This is a genomic window from Thalassotalea sp. 273M-4 (assembly GCF_041410465.1).
In the GTDB taxonomy this organism is placed as follows: Bacteria; Pseudomonadota; Gammaproteobacteria; order Enterobacterales; family Alteromonadaceae; genus Thalassotalea_A; species Thalassotalea_A aquiviva.
The window spans coordinates 1,043,811-1,062,933 of record NZ_CP166961.1 but is presented as its reverse complement, the minus strand read 5'-3'; the positions used below and the strand labels follow the sequence as shown (position 1 = coordinate 1,062,933).

At 40.3% G+C, this 19,123-nt stretch carries 17 protein-coding genes; 5 read left to right on the top strand and 12 right to left on the bottom strand.

Going from position 1 to position 19,123, the window contains the following annotated elements:
- Positions 1-158: 158 nt before the first annotated feature.
- On the bottom strand, positions 159-968 hold the full coding sequence (locus tag ACAY00_RS04775; RefSeq protein ID WP_371377974.1) for an alpha/beta fold hydrolase: 810 nt from the start codon (positions 966-968) through the stop codon (positions 159-161).
- A 418-nt stretch (positions 969-1,386) separates the two neighbouring features.
- On the opposite strand from ACAY00_RS04775, the gene ACAY00_RS04770 reads away from it, so the two are divergent.
- Positions 1,387-1,635: a YgjV family protein gene (locus ACAY00_RS04770; protein ID WP_371377971.1), complete on the top strand. Its 249-nt coding sequence runs from the start codon at positions 1,387-1,389 to the stop codon at positions 1,633-1,635.
- A 102-nt stretch (positions 1,636-1,737) separates the two neighbouring features.
- Here ACAY00_RS04770 and ACAY00_RS04765 read toward each other — a convergent pair whose 3' ends face one another.
- The 5 genes from ACAY00_RS04765 to ACAY00_RS04745 form a co-directional block, all read right to left on the bottom strand.
- Complete coding sequence (locus ACAY00_RS04765) at positions 1,738-2,178, bottom strand: VOC family protein (RefSeq protein WP_371377968.1); 441 nt, start codon at positions 2,176-2,178, stop codon at positions 1,738-1,740.
- A 153-nt stretch (positions 2,179-2,331) separates the two neighbouring features.
- Positions 2,332-2,757, bottom strand: coding sequence for an ATP-dependent zinc protease (locus ACAY00_RS04760; RefSeq protein ID WP_371377965.1), 426 nt, complete (start codon positions 2,755-2,757; stop codon positions 2,332-2,334).
- The gene (locus ACAY00_RS04755; RefSeq protein WP_371377962.1) at positions 2,754-3,788 is read right to left on the bottom strand and encodes a succinylglutamate desuccinylase/aspartoacylase family protein; all 1,035 of its coding nucleotides are present in this window, start codon (positions 3,786-3,788) and stop codon (positions 2,754-2,756) included. The genes ACAY00_RS04760 and ACAY00_RS04755 overlap by 4 nt, the downstream gene beginning before the upstream one ends.
- A gap of 31 nt (positions 3,789-3,819) precedes the next feature.
- Positions 3,820-4,725, bottom strand: a complete 906-nt coding sequence (gene rimK, locus ACAY00_RS04750) for a 30S ribosomal protein S6--L-glutamate ligase (protein ID WP_371377960.1) — start codon at positions 4,723-4,725, stop codon at positions 3,820-3,822.
- Between the two features lie 138 nt (positions 4,726-4,863).
- Complete coding sequence (locus ACAY00_RS04745) at positions 4,864-6,204, bottom strand: magnesium transporter (protein WP_371377957.1); 1,341 nt, start codon at positions 6,202-6,204, stop codon at positions 4,864-4,866.
- A 222-nt stretch (positions 6,205-6,426) separates the two neighbouring features.
- Between ACAY00_RS04745 and ACAY00_RS04740 the strand changes: the two genes are divergently transcribed.
- Positions 6,427-7,152, top strand: coding sequence for a pseudouridine synthase (locus ACAY00_RS04740; protein ID WP_371377954.1), 726 nt, complete (start codon positions 6,427-6,429; stop codon positions 7,150-7,152).
- Positions 7,153-7,241: 89 nt separating this feature from the next.
- Positions 7,242-7,796 (top strand): DUF3622 domain-containing protein, encoded by a 555-nt coding sequence (locus tag ACAY00_RS04735; RefSeq protein ID WP_371377951.1) that lies wholly within the window; start codon positions 7,242-7,244, stop codon positions 7,794-7,796.
- Between the two features lie 216 nt (positions 7,797-8,012).
- On the opposite strand, the gene ACAY00_RS04730 is transcribed toward ACAY00_RS04735, so the two are convergent.
- From ACAY00_RS04730 to ACAY00_RS04715, 4 genes are all read right to left on the bottom strand, one after another.
- A complete protein-coding gene (locus tag ACAY00_RS04730; RefSeq protein WP_371377948.1) occupies positions 8,013-10,598 on the bottom strand; it encodes a glycoside hydrolase family 3 C-terminal domain-containing protein in 2,586 nt (861 codons plus the stop codon).
- 371 nt (positions 10,599-10,969) lie between these two features.
- Positions 10,970-12,922, bottom strand: a complete 1,953-nt coding sequence (locus ACAY00_RS04725; RefSeq protein ID WP_371377945.1) for a BCCT family transporter — start codon at positions 12,920-12,922, stop codon at positions 10,970-10,972.
- A 533-nt stretch (positions 12,923-13,455) separates the two neighbouring features.
- Entirely contained in the window at positions 13,456-13,833 is a 378-nt protein-coding gene (locus ACAY00_RS04720) for a hypothetical protein (protein WP_371377942.1), read from the bottom strand.
- A complete protein-coding gene (locus tag ACAY00_RS04715) occupies positions 13,833-14,228 on the bottom strand; it encodes a hypothetical protein (protein WP_371377938.1) in 396 nt (131 codons plus the stop codon). Before ACAY00_RS04715 ends, ACAY00_RS04720 begins: the two co-directional genes overlap by 1 nt.
- Before the next feature lie 587 nt (positions 14,229-14,815).
- On the opposite strand from ACAY00_RS04715, the gene ACAY00_RS04710 reads away from it, so the two are divergent.
- Positions 14,816-16,663: a TonB-dependent receptor plug domain-containing protein gene (locus ACAY00_RS04710; RefSeq protein ID WP_371377935.1), complete on the top strand. Its 1,848-nt coding sequence runs from the start codon at positions 14,816-14,818 to the stop codon at positions 16,661-16,663.
- A gap of 87 nt (positions 16,664-16,750) precedes the next feature.
- Positions 16,751-17,620, top strand: coding sequence for an EamA family transporter (locus ACAY00_RS04705; protein ID WP_371377932.1), 870 nt, complete (start codon positions 16,751-16,753; stop codon positions 17,618-17,620).
- 130 nt (positions 17,621-17,750) lie between these two features.
- Here the strand turns inward: ACAY00_RS04705 and ACAY00_RS04700 are convergent, their stop codons facing one another.
- Together ACAY00_RS04700 and ACAY00_RS04695 are read right to left on the bottom strand one after the other, a co-directional pair.
- Positions 17,751-18,266 (bottom strand): peptide-methionine (S)-S-oxide reductase, encoded by a 516-nt coding sequence (locus ACAY00_RS04700; protein WP_371379564.1) that lies wholly within the window; start codon positions 18,264-18,266, stop codon positions 17,751-17,753.
- Positions 18,267-18,840: 574 nt separating this feature from the next.
- Positions 18,841-19,023 carry a hypothetical protein gene (locus tag ACAY00_RS04695; protein WP_371377929.1) on the bottom strand — a complete coding sequence of 61 codons (183 nt, stop codon included), beginning with the start codon at positions 19,021-19,023 and terminating at the stop codon, positions 18,841-18,843.
- Between the last annotated feature and the right edge of the window lie 100 nt (positions 19,024-19,123).

Here is a 19,123-nt window from a genome sequence, read left to right as displayed (position 1 = left end):
TGTTGATGTTTTCGTGATTTTCGTTATCGCCACCGAGATAACGCTTCTATTGGTATTGCGATGGTTAAAACGAGCTTGCTTTGAGGCTAAGTGGATTGAAAACAATGATTGAAGAGATAGGGGTTAAAGTCACCAAAAAGATAAATGCACAGGTAAAGTCAACTGTGTTGTTTAATAAAGTTTATCGAATAAAAATTAAACTCTTTCGGTTTTTCTACGTTACAAACATGCCCGCATTGAGAAATCTCTTGTAACTGGCTTCGTGGGTGAATCGCCACCATCTCTTGTACGGGTCTGATAAACATATAATCATCGGCTCCCATTAAGTACAATGTTGGGGTTGGCATTTCATTCTCACGAAAATACTTCATTAGTGGATTAACATCACCGGCAAGTTTAAACCAGCGTTTAAATTCTTGTTGGCAGAGTTGTTTAGCTTCTCGAATAAATAGGTTACGCGATTCAGCTTGGGTCTTTTTCGGCATCAGAATATAAGCAAATAAGCGGTAAAGCCACATGTAAGGGATGAAGTTTTTACACCTATCACCAATGTTAACCAATATTTGTGAACGAAAATTCAACCGAGTCACCGCACCACCTAAGACCATAGTTCTGACTCGTTGCGGAGCTAACTCAGCCAAGTTTCGAATTAAAATAGTGCCAAGAGATATCCCCACAAAATGAGCACTATGAATTTTTAAATGATCCATTAATTCGATGATATCTAGGGTGACGACTTTAAAGCTGTAAGGGTCTTTAAACACATTCTTTAGTGAAAAACTTTGTGATTTACCATGCCCTCTTAAATCGAGCAATAACAAATTAAAGTGCTTTTTATACTCTTTAATTTGCTTAAACCAAATCGATGAACTGCCCCCAGCACCATGCACAAAGATCACCCATTCTTCACTGGTTGAGTGATGAAAAGTCTTATGAAAAAGAGTTTGGGGTGCTATTGCTGCATTCACTTAAAGATACCACTAGCTATTGTTTGTTAGGCTACATCTTAACAGCTTGTAAACCGTTAAATAAGCACTTTTATTATTTTCTCTGGGTCGAAATATCGTCAAATATTAGTTAAGCCCTTCTTTTTAAATATAAATTAGCTTGAATAAAAAGACGAGTATTTACTTTAACTGCCACCAATTAATTATTGCCTATTTGATTGGGAGTTCAAGAAATTGTCGCAAAACGAAAAAAATAGTTATTAATTGTACAAACTAAAGACAAACACCCAACACCTGATAGAATGACATCCGTAACGTTAATATTTAATTCTTACCGATTTCTTCTGTAATCATGTAAGACAATTCAACTACAGACTTAAGCACGGGATGCTATTACTGTTCATGATGAGCCAGCCTGTACTTAACATAGGTTTGTATTATGGACGCAATAGAATTATTTGGTTTTACCGCATCAGTTGTAGTAGCTATTTCATTAATGATGAAAAATATAGTGCATTTACGTGTCGCGAATATGATTGGTTGCGCCATGTTTAGCGCTTATGGCTTTTCTATTGGGGCCATGCCAGTTGCCCTAATGAATGGTTTTATCATGTTTGTAAATATTTACTATCTATTAAAAATGGTTAAAGAGCATAGCCAAATTAATCAAGCTAAGTCTCTTGCATAATTGCGGTTAAAACAACAGTCAGCTAATAACCTTAGATTTAACATAAAATGGGATCGTATGATCCCATTTTTCGTGGTAGCAATAATGGGCTTGAGTAACGTCTTAGTCGGTTTTAAATACATCTTGTTGAATGTTACTAAACCCCTTAAATTCAAGAGCATTACCTGATGGATCAAGAAAAAATAAAGTTCCTTGTTCACCAGGTTGGCCTTCAAAACGTATATAAGGTTCAATAACAAAAGAATCAATCACCGAGGCTAACCGGTCTGCAAACAAACGCCATTGAGTCATTTCCATCACCACGCCAAAATGGGGAACAGGCACGCCCTTCCCATCAACTTGATTAGAAATATGAGGGACTTTTCCTTCTTTTGAGAGCTGAGAGTTTAAATGCACAACAAATTGATGACCAAACATATTAAAGTCAATCCATTGTGCTGAGCTACGCCCCTCTTCAAAACCTAACTTTTCACCGTAAAATGCTCTGGCTTCTGCGATATCTCGCACTTGAACAGCCAGATGAAAAGGCGTTAATTCCGACATCTATATATCCTATAAAAAAACTGTCATCAATACCTTTATGTTATTGAATAGGTGTACAAAAGTAAAACAGAGATAAGTAAATAAAAACACTAAGTGATAAGCTATAGCCAACTGAATACAGCTCTAGCTTGGTTAACTGTTATTTAACGCGGGTTAATCAAACATATACGTTTTAGAGACATCAATAAGAAAACGTTCGCTCATGGCTTGTCGTCCAAACAACATCATAAATTTCATTTTAGAGCGATTGGTTAAAGTAATTTCAATATGCCAATCCATAGCTGCGAACGAAATTGGTGTTTTAATCACATAGCGCCTCTCTTTAATGCCATTAGAAGAGGTAATATTGCGCGTATCATAAAGTTCACACTGACATTTTATAACCTGATCAATGGGAAAGTATTCTGGTCGTAACTCAAAGCTGACATAGTCTTTGTTATCAACTTTCGTTAATGTCAGTTCATCGACATGAAGGGAGGAGGTTTGTGCCCCAGAGTCGACTTTAACCGGTAAACGAAACAGTCCTAACTCCGGTAAATCAATATGCTCTGCATAGCCTATTAAGGTGTAATTTGTCATAACAATTCATCACTATTTTCAGTTTGTTGCACCAACTCATCTTCAATGCTTTCAATATGATCGGCAATGTCTTCTTCATCTTCAGCAAAATAAGCAATGTGATACATCGCCTCCCCCTCTTGTACCAAAGGAATATTTTGTTTACCAATAATCACCCCACTTTTGTTGGCAATGACTTGACCTAGCACCTCGCCATATGGACTGCCAATATTGGCAACAACCTCACCTTTTTTAACTTGATCACCAAGGTTGAACAAATGACTAACAAAACCACTGGCATTGGCCCGTACCCAACCACTGCTGTTGGCCACAAAAGGCTCTTGAGATGCTTTGGTGCTACGTTTTTTGGGCATCATTTTAAGATGCCTCAGAACATTCACAATGCCTTTGATCCCGGCTCGAATTGAAAATTCATCAAAACGAAGGGCTTCACCGGCTTCGTACAACAACACTCGGGTACCATTTTTAACCGCCGACTCTCGTAATGAGCCATCGCGTATATTGGCATTTAGCACCACGGGAACGGCAAAGACATTAGCCAAAATGCGGGTTTCTTCATCGCTTAAGTCCGCTCTAATTTGCGGTAAATTAGAGCGATGAATTGCGCCAGTATGTAAATCTATTCCATAATCGCACTGGCTGACGATTTCACTCAAGAAAGTATTGGCCAGACGTGCAGCTAATGAACCATTGGCAGAACCAGGAAAACAGCGATTTAAGTCTCTTCTATCGGGTAAATAACGGCTTTGGTTAACCACCCCATACACATTAACCATAGGTACAGCGATTAAAGTACCAGCAGAAATTTTAAAGCCCTTTAAATTGATAAGACGACGGATAATTTCAATGCCGTTTAGCTCATCGCCATGAACGGCCGCACTGATAAACATTGTCGGCCCAGCTCTCTTACCTCGAATAATATATACCGGTAAGTCAATACTCGAGTCGGTATAAAGTTTGGCAACTGGTAAATCAATTTTCTTCTTTTCACCAGGTAAGATAACGTGCTCACCTATTCTAAACTCAGACATAGAATTTCCTTACATATATCAATGGAATGGATCAGCCTTGCCCTTTAGTGCGGTTGGCATGGAATTTGGCATTTTTCTCCAAAAATTCAATTAACTTACTGGCAACATCTAATTTGGTTGCGGTTTCTATACCTTCTAAGCCAGGAGAAGAGTTCACTTCCATCACCATCGGGCCATGGTCTGAGCGCAGTAGGTCTACCCCACAAAAATTAAGTCCCATGACTTGGGCTGCCTTAATTGCGGTCTCACGTTCTTGTTTGGTCAGCTTAACCACTTGAGCACTGCCACCTCGGTGTAGGTTTGATCTAAATTCGCCTTCGGCTCCTTGGCGTTTCATCGCCGCGACCACCTTACCCCCTATGACTAAACAGCGAATATCGGCCCCGCCGGCTTCTTTAATAAACTCCTGCACAAGGATATTGGCATTTAAGCCCATAAAAGCTTCAATAATACTCTCTGCGGCTTTTTCCGTATCGGCTAAAACCACGCCGATGCCCTGAGTACCTTCAAGTAACTTAATGACCAGTGGTGCGCCGCCGACATTGCGAATTAAATCCTTAACATGATCGGCTTGACTTGCAAAGCCCGTTCTGGGCAAACCAACGCCTTTACGTGATAGTAATTGCAATGAACGTAGCTTATCGCGTGAGCGACTGATCGCCACGGATTCATTAACGTTAAACGTGCCCATCATTTCAAATTGTCTCGCAACAGCGGTGCCGTAAAAGGTTATCGACGCCCCAATTCGAGGAATAATGGCGTCGTACACAGGTAAGGCTTTACCATGATAACGTACCGCTGGTTTACTACTGGTTATATCCATATAGCAGTGAAGAGTGTCGATAACATCAACTTCATGGCCACGTTGCTCTGCGGCTTCTTTTATGCGTCGAGTGGAATAGAGGTTTGAGCTTCTCGACAAAATAGCAATTTTCATTCATTAGGCCTTTAATTGTTGGAAAATAAGGGTAAATATTAAATATCTCGCAACGAGATGAACAAAATGAAAGGCGCCTTTCATTAAAACCATAAGTATAGGAAACCTGATGGGTTTTTGATCTTTATTTTTGCAATGTCAAAGTAAAAATACCAAGGAGGCGCTCCCCAAAAACACCCAAAAACCGACCACATCGGTCACTGTTGTTAAAATCACCGAACCGGCAATGGCAGGATCAACGCCAAACTTCTCCAATAACACCGGTATGTATACGCCAGACAACGACGCCACTAGCATATTAATCACAATCGCCAACGCGATAAGAAAAGAAAGCAATGGGTTTTCAAACCAAAAATAACAAATAATAGAAATTAACACAGCCCACAAAAGGCTATTACTAAAGGCAACCAAAAATTCTTTATTTCGCAGTGTTTTCAAGTTACCAGGACTGATTTGGCCGGTTGCTAAACCGCGCACCGTTAAGGTTAAAGACTGGCTACCGGTAATCCCCCCCATACTCGCGACAATCGGCATCAAGACCGCAAGAGCTACGACTTCAACCAATACTTTGTCAAATAAACCTATCACCATAGACGCCAAAAATGCGGTAATTAAATTGATCCCAAGCCATACCGCTCGTCGGCGGCTACTGACCAAAACTGGCGAGAATAAATCTTCGTCACTCACCTTACCCAAATGAGCAAATTGCGCTTCGTAGTATTCTTGAAAAACATCTAGGGCGTCATGAATGGAAAACACGCCAAAAAATTGCCCGTCACCTTTAACCACAGGCAAATAGTTCTTTTGACTGGCTTGAATTAAATTAGAGGCTTCAAGCAAAGATTGTTCAGCATTAATAATGTGTTCATAAACTTGGCACAAGTCCCCTATTTTGGCTTGTTCGTTGGCGTTTAATAGCTCGTTTAATGAAATTTCGCCCAACAATTGCATGTGTTCATCGACCACAATAAAGTTGCTGGTTTCCAAATTGCTTTCACCCGACTTAAGTTCATCAAGAACTGCCGCCACATTTTCTTGCTCATCAATGGTATATACCTGCTGATTGGTGTATCGACCAACTTGCTCTTCATCATAACTTAGCGAGGTTTCGATTTGACTTTTATTGGCCGGCGTAAGCTTTTTAATGATTTTTGACACAGCCTTTTCAGGCAATGACTCAAGAATATCGACCGCCTCGTTATTGGTACCTTGACGAATCGTTTGTTCAATAGAGCCTTGTGGCAGTACCGATAAAAATTGCAGCCGAGCATCTTCGCGCATTTCAGACAAGGTACCACTTTGCAAACGACTGTCGATGTAAGGCCAAAGTGCCAATCTTTGTTCATTGGTTAAGCTTTCAAAAATCCCTGACCATTGAAACGCATTTAACTGCTCATATTGTTCGCCAAGCTCTAATGGCTCGCTTTCCAGTAGTTCAATCAATTCATCTAAATCTACCGCCGAATTAACTGTTTCCACACGTTCCCCCTCTAAGGTAAAATATCAGTCCTGCTCGGCTCAAAGCTTTAAAGCACGCTGCTGTGGCAAAAATGCACTGTAAGTAACGCATTGATGTATTTATAAAATATGCTTAAGTTTAGAATATATCTTTAGATTGAATTTTTTCCTAGGAAAAGCAGAAAAATATCTCAATTAATTATCGCTTATTAATATCACCCTTAAGCCCTTAAGTAGCCCAGAATGCAACGAACTCGTTTAGATAAATTTATCAGCCAAAAACTTGCCATAAGCCGACGAGATGTTCGTTTAATGTTGGCGCAAAAACGGGTCTTAGTTGATGGCCAAGTTGCCGAGAATATTGGTCAAATTGTTGATAAATTCAGTTATATCCGTTTTGATGATAAGATATTAAGCCAACAATGCGCTTATTATTTAATGCTTAGTAAGCCTAAAGGGGTGGTTTGCGCGACCAAAGATGATGAACACACCACGGTGATAGATTTATTAGACAATACGCAATTTCCATTTAAATCACACTTACATATTGTTGGCCGACTCGATAAAAACACCACAGGTTTGGTACTATTAACCAATAACAGTGAGTGGGCAGAAAGCATAACTCAACCAGAACATAAAATTGATAAACATTACTTAGTAACGGTTCAAAACCCTCTTGATGAACACTACATTGATGCGTTTGCCAACGGGATGTATTTTGGCTACGAAAATATAACCACCTTGCCGGCGAAAATGCTGATCACATCGACTTATCAAGCTCAAGTGTGGTTAAAAGAAGGAAAGTATCATCAAATAAAGCGGATGTTCGGTCGATTTCAAAACCCGGTAATTCAATTGCACCGACAAGCCATTGGCGATTTGTCACTTGACAATAATCTTGCTGTTGGCGAGGCGCGCCATTTAACCCAAGCTGAAGTAAACTTATTCGGCTCATCAAACCAGCCATAACAAGATGATTGAAAAATGCGATTAAAAGCTCGCACCTTACCTTAGCTTTTAGTGTAAAATAGAGCTATTGCCTTCAACAAGAGATAGCCATGAGCAAATCCCCTAAATATACCTTTCGCGTCAGTGAAAAACGTAACAATACGTGGACCGCTGAAATTCAACGTCAAGCCACTTCAAGTAAAAAAGTTGTATCAAAAAGACAAACCGGTTTTGCTACTAAAGACGAGGCCAGCGCCTGGGCCGAACAACATTTAGCACAGTTAATAGAAAACTTAGTGAATCGTAATAAAGAGCGTGATCAAAGTCGCCTTCAGCAGTACAGTCAAAAGCAACAACAAAAACAAACAACGGCCACTACAAATAAAGCGTTGAACGAGCCCCACCATGGCAAGGAACAAGACACTGTTGATGGTGATGTTGATGCTGATGAACTCGACAATAACCATAATGAAGTGATGTTTGACTTTGAGCGTGAACTCTTAGAACAAGAAGCACCAACAACGCAAGGCAACAAGAAAAAAACCAAAGTAAAGGCAAGAAAAAGCGCCAAAGAACAGGCTATAGCAGATAAAGACGCGTTAAAGAAAGCGAATGAAACCGTTGATGGTAGCGAAGCTGTTAACGATATTTACCGCCAAAAATAAACTGTACTAAGCGGATATTGCAGCTAAATTTATCTGTCCAATAAGGCAAATAATTTACCGTTGAAATTAACACCTTGACATAAGGGCAAGTAATAATATTGCTCGCCCTTATTACATTATTTACACTAATGAGCGCCTAGCAAACAGTGACAACAACAAAAGCGATGTGCCCTAAGTTGTCAGTGTGAACTGCCGTCTTTATTGGGAATATAGGTACTAACGAGCTAAAACATCAACGCGTTGGCTTGCAACAATATTGTCCAAGCTATTTCCGACATGAACCACAAACTCTCCAGGCTCCGTCACCCAAGCTCCTTGATCTTCACGCCAAAACGCAAACGCTCTAGGGTTAATGTTAATCGTCACTGTTTTTACCTCTCCCGGCTCAAGGTAAACCTTAGTAAAGCCTTTTAATGCTTTTATCGGCATTGGTACGCTGGCGTTAACATCTTGTAAGTAAACCTGAACCACTTCGGCACCAGGGTACTTGCCGACATTAGCCACCCTTACATTGACTTCTAAGTCTTGGTCCGCAAACAAGGTTGTTTTATTTACTCTAAGACGATCAAGCTTAAACTGGGTATACGATAAGCCATGGCCAAAACTAAACATCGGTTTAATGTTTTGCTGTTCAAACCAACGATAACCAATAAAAACGCCTTCTTTGTATAACGATTCTTTGGCATTGTAATCATTTAAAGCGATGGGGGCTGAGTGCTCTAATTTTTCTGGTAATGTGATCGGTAACTTGCCCGATGGATTTACATCACCAAATAGCACATCGGCAAATGCATTGCCCGCTTCCATGCCACCATACCAGCCCCAAACGATGGTGCTGGCCTTTTGATGCCAAGGCATTTCAACAGCCGAGCCCGCCACCATAAAAATAACAGTATTATCATTGACCGCTAAAAGCTTATTAATGACCTCGTCTTGCCCACCAGGTAAACGCATATCTTTTCTATCGATGGCTTCTCTGTCATCACCATGGCTTAAACCACCAAAATAAATCACGGCATCGGCTTCTTGTGCCGCCTTTAAATACACATCTTGTTCAACAAAAGGATTACCAGGGGCATCCCAACCAAGCAGGTATTGCCCAGCGCCTTGTTCAGGACTTTGATAAGTCAGCTCAAAACGGTAAGTTTGGTTGGCATCTAATTCTACCTGTTTTGTGAAAATGTGTGTTTTGTCACTTTCATTATTAAATATTTGCTTGCCGTTAATCTTTAAGCTGGCATTGCCGTTTAACGACAATTTTAACTGGTGTATGCCGGATTTTATCGGTTTTATATCGGCCCCCATTTCAATATAAATACCAGCTTCATTGGCGCTATGGCTATATTCGCCTTGAACTATCCAGTTTTCTTCCAGTTTGACCTGTTTCGTCGCGTCTTGATATTTTGTAAATGTCCAAGCAGGGGTGCCCGTCCAATGCCGACTGACAATATAGTCGGCGGCAATAGGCATTAACTTATCAGCGCGCGCTCGTAAAAAAGTAATATTGGCATTTGGCAAAGCATTTTTGAGCCCCTGTAATGGGGTTATTTCATATAATGCTTTTACCTCAGAGGAACCGCCACCAAGACCATGTACACGGTCAGCATTAGGCCCTAATACCAATATATTGTTAATATCCGCTCCCAATGGCAACACTTGTTGTTCATTTTTAAGAAGAATTACCCCTTCACTGGCAATTTTACGGGCAATTTGTTGATGCTCTATGGTATTACGAGAACCAGGCTTTCGCTCAGGGTCCATCAAGCCAACACGGTGCATTAACCGCAACACGCGTCGCACTTTATCATCTAGTACCGACATGGGCACTTTGCCCGACTCAACCATCGCTTGTAATGGCTTGGCAAAGAAAAAGTCATCGTAGCTCTCAACATTGGTGCCCATTTCTAAATCTAGACCATTCATCGCCGCATCATAGGTATTAATATCGACGTTCCAGTCTGTTAATAACACCCCATCAAAGCCCCATTCGTCTTTCAGTATGTCTTTGACCAATTTACGAGATTGATTGGCATTGGTACCCATATACTGGTTATAAGCCCCCATAATGGAATAAACCCCACCTTCTTTTACCGCGGCCTCGAAAACCGGAAGATAAATTTCTCGTAAAGTTCGGTCATCGGGTTTGGCGTTTACCCCGATGCGATTTAATTCCTGAGTATTTAAAGCATAATGTTTAACATTGGCCGCCACATCTTGCGCTTGAATGGCTTTAACTTCTGGCACGACAAGAGCCGAAGCTAAAAAAGGATCCTCGCCCATGTATTCAAAATTACGGCCATACAAAGGCAAACGAGCAAGGTTTACGCCGGGTCCTAAAATAATGTCTTTACCACGATCGCGTGCTTCAGCGCCAAGTACTGAGCCATGGGCATAAGCCATTTCTATGTTCCAGCTTGCCGCAACCGAGGTTAAATGCGGTAAATAAGTAGCATGATCGTTATCCCAACCGGCGGGTGCCCAGCTGTATTTTTCATGCTGATAACGCACCCCATGTGGTCCATCTGAAAGCCATAACTCGGGTAAGTTTAAGCGCTCAATAGCATCAACGTGAAACTTACCACTGGCATGCACCATTGATATTTTTTCTTCAAGAGTCATTTGTTGCAAAATGGCTTCGACATTGGCATCCACATTCGCTAACCGTTTCGCTTTTGTGCTTATGTAAGCATTATTTTGGCTACTGTTAGTGGCAGGCAATTCTGTGTTTGTACAACCTAAAATCAACACGCTAAGGGATAAGGGGAACAAACAATACTTGATTGCAAAGGGATTCTTTTTCATAGGTAACGTTCTAATGGGTTTGTAGCTGACAATGTTTTTACAGCAGAGATTATTTTAGTTTATACGCAATAAAAACATATTAATAAGACTTTCATCAAGTTTATCAAAGAAACACCGACAAATTAATGCCTCGTACATGATATAAATTGGGCATCACACAAGCGCATCTTCATAAAACATCACTATCAGCTAGCCATATCGAGCTGGTCATATCGTTTGTCATTATAAGAAAGATGAAAAAACGTTTATTTGGCTTTTAATCGTTAACCGTTAACCGTTAACCGTTAACCGTTAACCAAAAATTATCGCCTAATAAACGTTATTTTTTATAAAGGTAATCGTACTACACCAAACAAGGTATATGCTCGCAACTATTCCCGTAGCAAGTGTAAAAAGTGCAAGTGCTTTTGATATTGGTCGACAATATCGTTTATCACCGCTTGCTCCGACCACCCCATGATGTCGTAGTCTTGACCACCTTCGACAAGATGCACTTCGGCGCGATAATATATTTCGGGCTCAACACCTTCGCTGACATTAAATTCTGGATAGCTGTACTTTTTCTTAAAGACACTGTAAACAAAGTCGTATTCATCGCCATGACACACCTTCATTTCAATCCCTGTTTTTTCCATTTTAATGCTGACATCAACGTCATTTAATTCAAACTGCCCTTTCACTTTATAAAACGCTCTTTTAACGGTTCGGCTAATGAACACATTAACGTTACTTTTACTAGGGGTGGAGAGAATGTTGTTCAAATTTTGTTGCCAGTCATCACTGCCACTGTAAATGTTATTAGAGCTTAAATTAAGCTGTAAACTATCACGTTTGGCGGATTCAATACGTAATGCCTTAGCTAAGCCATAACAAGCAAACAAAAGAACAACGGCAAAGGGTAAAGCGCTGGCTATGGTGACGGTTTGCAAGGCCTCTAAACCACCGACCAAGCTCAAAGTCCCCGCTACTGCCCCCATAGAAACGGCCCAAAATAAGCGTTGCCAAACTGGGGTGTCGTTGCGTCCATTTGAACACAACATATCAATCACCATGGCTCCTGAGTCACATGAGGTGACAAAGAAAATGATGATCATAATAATAGAGACAACAATCAAAACATTGGACCAAGGTAATGTGTCTAAGAACACAAACAACGCAATGGACGAATTTTCACTGGCCATTTCTGCTATTTTGGTGACACCTTCATCAACCACGAGTGAAATAGCTGAATTTCCAAAAATCGTCATCCACAGTAAAGTAAAGGCCGTAGGAACAAATAATGCGCCTAAAATAAACTCACGAATGGTTCGTCCTTTAGATATACGGGCAATAAATAAGCCAACAAAGGGTGCCCAAGCTAACCACCAGCCCCAATAAAATATTGTCCAACCACCAATCCAATCTTTTTTCTCGTAAGCAAACAAGTTAAAGGTTTTTGACACGATACTCGACAAGTATTCACCAATATTTTGTAAATATGCTTGTAATAAAAATACCGTTGGCCCCAGAAAGAAAATAAGTAAAAGCAACAAAATAGCTAGTCCCATATTGAGCTCAGATAAAATTTTGATCCCTTTATCTAACCCCGTGGCAACTGAAACCGAAGCAAAAAAGGTAATGATTACAATGATAATCAATTGATTTACTTGGCTAATATCAAATTGAAAAAGGTAATTTAAGCCCGAATTAACTTGTGTTGCACCTATGCCTAAGGTGGTTGCGGTACCAAACACCGTACTAACCACAGCAAAGACGTCTACTAGGTGACCTGGCCAACCATAGATTCTATCGCCAATCAGTGGATGCAACGCTGAGCGCAAGGTCAAAGGAAGGTTTTGTCGATAGGCAAAATAGCCTAAAATTAGAGCAACTAAAGCATATATTGCCCAGGCATGAAATCCCCAATGAAAAAAGGTGATTCGCATTGCTTCTTTTATTGCTTCTAATGAGCCCGGTTCAGCCGTTGGTGGGGCTAAATAATGCATCAAAGGCTCGGCAACGCCAAAAAACATTAAGCCAATGCCCATACCGGCGGCAAACAGCATAGAGATCCACGTACCAACAGAGTAGTCGGGAGTCGAATGATCGGGCCCAAGCTTGATATCACCAAATTTTGACAAGCTTAAAAATACCACTACACCTAAAATAATCGCCACGGTTAAAACATAAAACCAGCTACCGTTTAAAGTAATACTGGCTTGAATGGCGTTAAACTTTTTGGCGGCATATTCAGGCCAAATCAAGGTAAAGGCTAATAAACTCGCGATGACTAAGGTGGCAGGTGCAAAAACTTTCTGATTGAGTTTTGCAGGTACGGATGACAAATAACCTCCCCTTCAAAATAGTTTGAATACAAATCAACTTATGTACTAAGTAAAGTTGAATATTCTCTAAGTTCAATGTTTCTAGTTTGAATTTTATATTAAAAAAATAGCAATGATTGTGCTCCAAACCACTTTTAAAGTTATAAAACAGCCCCTTAGGAAACGAAAAAATGTTTGTTTTTGACTTTTAACTAAAGCTCCGTTTAAAAGCGCCTAGATAATGAAAAAAGCATTCAGGCCAATAAAGCTTCTTGCTCGAACTTTTATCAACTGGTGTAGGAAGTGTTACAGTCAAATGGTATATAACAGCTAAGAAAAGGGAGCAAACGCTAGCCAACGTGTAATTGTCGGCTAAAGCGTATGATAACCGAGCACATGATATGTCATCCATGCTATGCAAAACACCACCACGTTAAATAAATGGGGATTGGGTATTAAAACTAACATCTGTATAAAACGGCAAGTAAAACTAAAAAAATACACTAATCGACTTTCAAAAGGCTCGACACTTTAGTGATGATTGTTGTGATACGTTATTTATCTTTATCACTTTCTGCAATTACTTCAACCACTTTAACAATGGTACCGGCAACAATAATGCCTCCAATAAGATCCCTCTCATTGCGCCATCTGTCGTCTTTGTATTTGTCTTTGCGAATAGCACGACGAATTTCATGACGAGCTTCTCGTTTTTCACGAGCCACTTCGCGGTGCCCCTCGCGTATTTCTCTGGCAGCGCAACGCCGAGTTTTACAACGCAATACCTCAATAGCGGCCTCGCGTTTTTCACGATTAACTTCTCGATACCCTTCTCGAATCTCTTTGCGAACTTCGTATCGACCAGCGTACGCATAACTAGAGACTAAGCTTGCTAGTACCATTGCGATCAAGACAACAATGAAGCTTTTCATCACTTCTCTCCTAAGCCTTGTTTAAAGGCCGCGACTCGTTGCTCATAGGTAGCTAAAATTTCTTTGCACTCTTCTCGATTAAGTTCAATATTAGTGCCATAGCCAAAGCTTGCGGCAAATAGAAAGGCTCTATCAGCCCCCAAAGTTCGGGTAATATCGCCATTGAGATTTAATACTTCGTTCTCTAGCTCAACTTTTTGTGCCTTAGCCACACAACTTAATGCCAAACCAGAAATATAACCAAAATTCTTTAACCCTTGATCGATTTCAGATTCAGCTACCACCTCACCTTTTGCCTGCTCTTTAGCGACATTTGTTAGCTCTTCTTTTGCCATACTGATTGAGCTAGCAAATGACAGCGACACTAAGGCCAGTAACAAGAACAATTTTTGCATTAATCACTCCCTGCTTTTTAGAGCAAGATTCACTATTGTCGGTGCCTTAAATTTAGATGAAGACAAAAGATTACGCAAACCTTTGCTGTTAAAGCTGAAACATTTTGTTGTGGTTGTTGACATAGAAAATATTTAACTTCGCCTTTAAAAAATCCGCCTTAAACCCATGGGAATATTCGTAACGAATGTGTGAATTAGGACAACAACTTTAGTGACTAACTTGAGTGACTGTGAAAAGCGATGTAAATGATAAGCTTAGTTTTCGCCTTTAGTTTTCGTCTTTAGTTATCGCCTACGAACCTGTCTGTCGTTATGAGTTTTTAAATACATCAGCAGACTATAGATCTAAAATGAAATAAACTCCCGTCACGCTCCATTGGTTATAAATAAATCAGCTGTAACCCATTTGTATGGGTGGTGTATTTTCATTGGTTTGAACTCAGTATAATCCCCTCGTTTTAGCCACTACGGCAACCTGTATCAAATGTATTGTCTTGCTCTTTTCACGCGGATGAGCTCCGCTTTTTTCACCTAGAACAAAGCAAGAAAACGAAAAATTTATAAAAAATAGTGTATAAGGAAATGTAATGCTCAAAGCTGTTAACACTTTATTATTAAGTGCAATCTCTATGGCCTCTTTGGCATCTACCGATGTTGAAACAAAATTAAACGATATTGAAAATATTACCGTGGAGGGTAAGGCAACAGCAAACACCCTTCCTGTTGGCACATTTGCCGCCCCGATCTCAAATCTGGAATATGATCCTCGTGTTGACTTGCAATCGCGCAACATGGCAGAAGCTCAGGCAGACGTGAGCATTCGTGGTGGTATTTTTGAAAACACTGGATTTAGAGTGGGCAGCACCACATTATACGACCCACAAACTGGACACTATTTTGCTGAAATCCCTATTGCGCCTGAAATGTTGACACCAGCGTCTATTCTCACCGGTGCAAACAACGCTTTATATGGGGTAAATAGCTCTGTGGGTACTGTGTCATATCAATGGAAACCGATTCAATCGGGTGGTGGCGTATCTGCAGGTGTCGGCAATAACGACTTTAATATCCAACGTATTTATAACGCGTATAAATGGCCTAGCGGTTCAACCAATGGCAGTTGGGGAGTTGAAGGTGAGTACTCTCGTTCAGAAAGTGATGGTACAGTCGAAAACGGCGACCACCAATTTGAGCGCGGTTCTGCTCGTATTCAACACATTGACAACGACTCGCAAACCGACCTGTTTTTTGGTTACCAAGAAAAGTTCTTTGGTTGGCCGAACATGTATACGCCGTGGAATGTAAACGAAACCGAAGACTTAAGAACACGGTTACTGATGTTAAATCATGCGCAAAAATATGCGACTAACAGCCGTTTTGAAGTATCAGCGTATTATCGTAAACACAATGATCATTATGTTTACTCCAGAGAAAAACCTGAAATTTTTCAAGCCTTTCACGAGACTGAAGTCAAGTCTTTGGCTTGGTCGGGCAACCATCAATTAAACAGCGACTTTGCGATTAATTATGCCGGTCAATTGATGACGGATGCGATTTCGTCGACCTCTCTTGAAAATAATTTCACGTCTCGTGATTACTATAAGTTCAGCATTGTGCCACAGTACAACACGCAACTTGCAAGCAATCAAAGCTTAACATTTCGTCTAGGTGGTGCTTTTGACGACAGCAACCGCGATGACTCAAACGTTTCCATTATCAGTGATTTGGCTTTATTCACCGTCAATGCTGATAACACAACCAGCAAGTTTTATTTGTCTTACGCTGAAGCAACACAGGTAGCGGGGTATTCTGCAATTGGCGGGAGTGAAACGGGTGGATTATTTAGAAGTAACCATGATTTGCAACGAGAAAGCAGTCAAAACTTAGAATTGGGGTTATCTTTAGACAAGCTAGATTGGCGTCTAGACTCTGCCATTTTTTACCGTTGGGATAATGAACTGACCGATTGGACATACAGTTTTGATTCAACTTCTGCTCGAATAGCAAACCAAGTTGATATGGAAACCCTAGGGCTAGAGTTTATTGCGATTAAATCTTTCGATACCACCACTTTGGTTGCAAGTTATACTTTCCTAGATAAGTCTGAAGATTACGTGGAAGAAGGCATTGATGCGAGCTTTTACGCATTAAACTACCCACCGCATCGCGTTACTTTAGGTGCAATCTGGGCTCCAAGCGAAATGCTCGAAATTAGAATTGACAACGAATGGCGCAAACAGGAAGACAATGCATTACGAAATGGCGATGACAGTGCTTTATTCACCCATTTAACCCTGACCTACTCTCCGGTTCAATTTGACGCGTTGGACATCGTATTAGCCGTTGATAATTTATGGGCAGAGTCGTTTGAAGAGATCCCCGGCACGCCTGGACGTGGCGATCAATTTTCATTCACGGTTAATTATAACTGGTAATGCTATTTGCTGAGCGAAAGCGAAACCGCAATAATCATTTGGGTAAGAAGCAACTTACAAGACCAACTTGCAACAACAGGTAGTTAAATGCAGTACTTAACAATAACAACTCTAATTTGGGCATTCTCCTTTGGCCTAATTGGCAATACTCTTAAAGGTATTGAACCAATGCAAATTGCTGATATGCGCCTATTACTAGCCGCGATTGTGTTTTTACCGTTTATAAAACTCAATCAAACCAACAATTTAGAAAAAGGACAATTGCTTGCTTTAGGAGCAGTACAATATGGAGTTATGTATACCTGCTATATGTTAGCGTTTCGCTACTTACCCTCGCATTTAGTGGCGCTATTTAGTGTACTTACACCATTATATGTGGTCATTATTTACGACTTAAGCAAACGTAAATTGAGCCCTTGGTACTTATTGGCAGCCTCATTATCTGTACTTGGTGCTGCCATAATAAAGGCGGATAACTTTGCGACTGAAGATATTTGGTTAGGTTTTGGTTTGATGCAAATCGCCAATTTGTCATTCGCTTTTGGTCAGGTGTATTACCGAAACTTTAGAGAATCCAGACCCAAGATTAATGACAGTGCGATTTTCGGTCTGTTGTATCTAGGGGCCGTGCTATTTACAACCTTCATTACCTTGGTTGTTTTTAAACAATCGCCAGTACCAATGGATGCAAGCGCCAAGCAATGGGCGGTGCTTATATACCTTGGCTTAATTGCATCAGGGCTTGGATTCTTCTTTTGGAATAAAGGTGGCACTAAGACAACCGTGGGGACCTTATCAGCCTTTAACAACGCGGTTGTGCCGTTAGCTATGTTTGCATCATTATTTGTTTTTGGCGAAGCTGATGAGGTCTCATCTAAAGACTTAGCAAAGCTTGCCTTTGGCTCTTTGGCCATTGTTGTCGCACTCATGGTTGGTAAACGAGTAAAGGGTCGATAAAACACCTATGCTGGCAGCAAAAACTTTATGAAAAGTGCCCGTTTAGTAGATGATTTTTAAGTACTTAATCAAAAAGCCCCAATGTGATTTCACATTGGGGCTTTTATCATTTTAGCTTCTATTACCTATCTTAGCGTTTATATTTGTGCAGTAAATCAATGGGGATATGACAATAATCTTGGGGGTGGAGCGTCAGCCGGTCTTGATGCTCGTCATCGCTTTTCACATAATTGCGTAACGGCAAAACTTCTACCACAATTTTTTCTCTATCTTGACGCGTCGCAATATAGTGCTTTACTTGCTCAAGATGTTGAGGATATTGACTGTAAACGCCGGTGCGATATTTTTTGCCTACATCATCGCCTTGCCTATTTAGGCTATAAGGGTCAATAATTTCAAAGAAATACTCCATCAGAGCATAAATTGTCACCTCTTTTGGACAAAACTCAACTTTAACGCACTCAGCATAGCCATCATAGGGTGTATTAGTCGATTGCGTTGTGCCATTCGCTCGCCCGGCTTCGGTTTTCAGTACCCCTGGTAAGTGTTTTAAAAACTCTTGCACTCCCCAAAGACATCCGCCCGCCAAATAGATGGTATTAGTATGCACACTAGCATCGGTGTAAGATTCTAAGTTTGCATTCATTGCACAGACATTTGATTTCATACTCAACGTTTATCTTCCATTTTATCTTTCATAATTAGAAGGTAGGTTTATTAAATTGGATGTTTATATGATTGAAAAAAATAAGGAGATACTTCTCTAATCCAATCAAAAAGGACAGCAATATACGCTAAACACCTTTATTAAACCAGCCCCCCGTATTGTACCTGTATCAACGTTCATCAAACTCAATTACCAACAATGTATTTAGGGTTTGATGACACATGAGAAAACTCAAAATATAAGCGAGATGATAACCCCACGGAATTTCCAATACCACGATTAGATAAAACACCAAAAAAACGAGGAATATAAGATACTGTCCGATTTTGTAAAAATCTTTTTTCGATTTCAATACCGAACATAAAAAAAACAACGAGCTCAAAATAAGCAGAAAAGCGATTAAAAGCAAAAAGGGTTCGATCTTTAAGGCTAATAAATACACCCCTAGGATCAAATAAATCAATGATAAAGAAACGGTATAAGGTTTTTCAAACAAAACGTCCATTGTTCCACTTCCCGAAAAAAGGTAGGTAAATAACCTACCTTTTACTACTTAGTCCATTACTTGGTATACATCGTAAGCAATCATGCCTACCCCTATAAATACGCCAATACCACTTCCTATGGCTATACCTCTTAGCAAAGCACCGCCTAACAGTTTAACACCCGCTTTAACTGTGGTACTCGATATGCCACCATTGACGTCGTTAATTTCATTCTTTGTTAACTCTCTCATATTACCTTTCCTTAATCGTCAAATAAGCTGAATATGTTGCTAAAGAACCACTAATGACACCTATTCCCATGCCAAATACTTTAACGGCGAATGTTAGAAC

Coding starts and splice junctions, on each gene's coding strand:
- ACAY00_RS04765 (WP_371377968.1), bottom strand. CDS start 2,178: ATGTCGGAATTAACGCCTTTTCATCTGGCTGTTCAAGTGCGAGATATC.
- ACAY00_RS04695 (WP_371377929.1), bottom strand. CDS start 19,023: ATGAGAGAGTTAACAAAGAATGAAATTAACGACGTCAATGGTGGCATA.
- ACAY00_RS04770 (WP_371377971.1), top strand. CDS start 1,387: ATGGACGCAATAGAATTATTTGGTTTTACCGCATCAGTTGTAGTAGCT.
- ACAY00_RS04710 (WP_371377935.1), top strand. CDS start 14,816: ATGCTCAAAGCTGTTAACACTTTATTATTAAGTGCAATCTCTATGGCC.
- ACAY00_RS04740 (WP_371377954.1), top strand. CDS start 6,427: ATGCAACGAACTCGTTTAGATAAATTTATCAGCCAAAAACTTGCCATA.
- ACAY00_RS04760 (WP_371377965.1), bottom strand. CDS start 2,757: ATGACAAATTACACCTTAATAGGCTATGCAGAGCATATTGATTTACCG.
- ACAY00_RS04735 (WP_371377951.1), top strand. CDS start 7,242: ATGAGCAAATCCCCTAAATATACCTTTCGCGTCAGTGAAAAACGTAAC.
- ACAY00_RS04755 (WP_371377962.1), bottom strand. CDS start 3,788: ATGTCTGAGTTTAGAATAGGTGAGCACGTTATCTTACCTGGTGAAAAG.
- ACAY00_RS04700 (WP_371379564.1), bottom strand. CDS start 18,266: ATGAATGCAAACTTAGAATCTTACACCGATGCTAGTGTGCATACTAAT.
- ACAY00_RS04730 (WP_371377948.1), bottom strand. CDS start 10,598: ATGAAAAAGAATCCCTTTGCAATCAAGTATTGTTTGTTCCCCTTATCC.
- ACAY00_RS04715 (WP_371377938.1), bottom strand. CDS start 14,228: ATGCAAAAATTGTTCTTGTTACTGGCCTTAGTGTCGCTGTCATTTGCT.
- ACAY00_RS04705 (WP_371377932.1), top strand. CDS start 16,751: ATGCAGTACTTAACAATAACAACTCTAATTTGGGCATTCTCCTTTGGC.
- ACAY00_RS04720 (WP_371377942.1), bottom strand. CDS start 13,833: ATGAAAAGCTTCATTGTTGTCTTGATCGCAATGGTACTAGCAAGCTTA.
- rimK (WP_371377960.1), bottom strand. CDS start 4,725: ATGAAAATTGCTATTTTGTCGAGAAGCTCAAACCTCTATTCCACTCGA.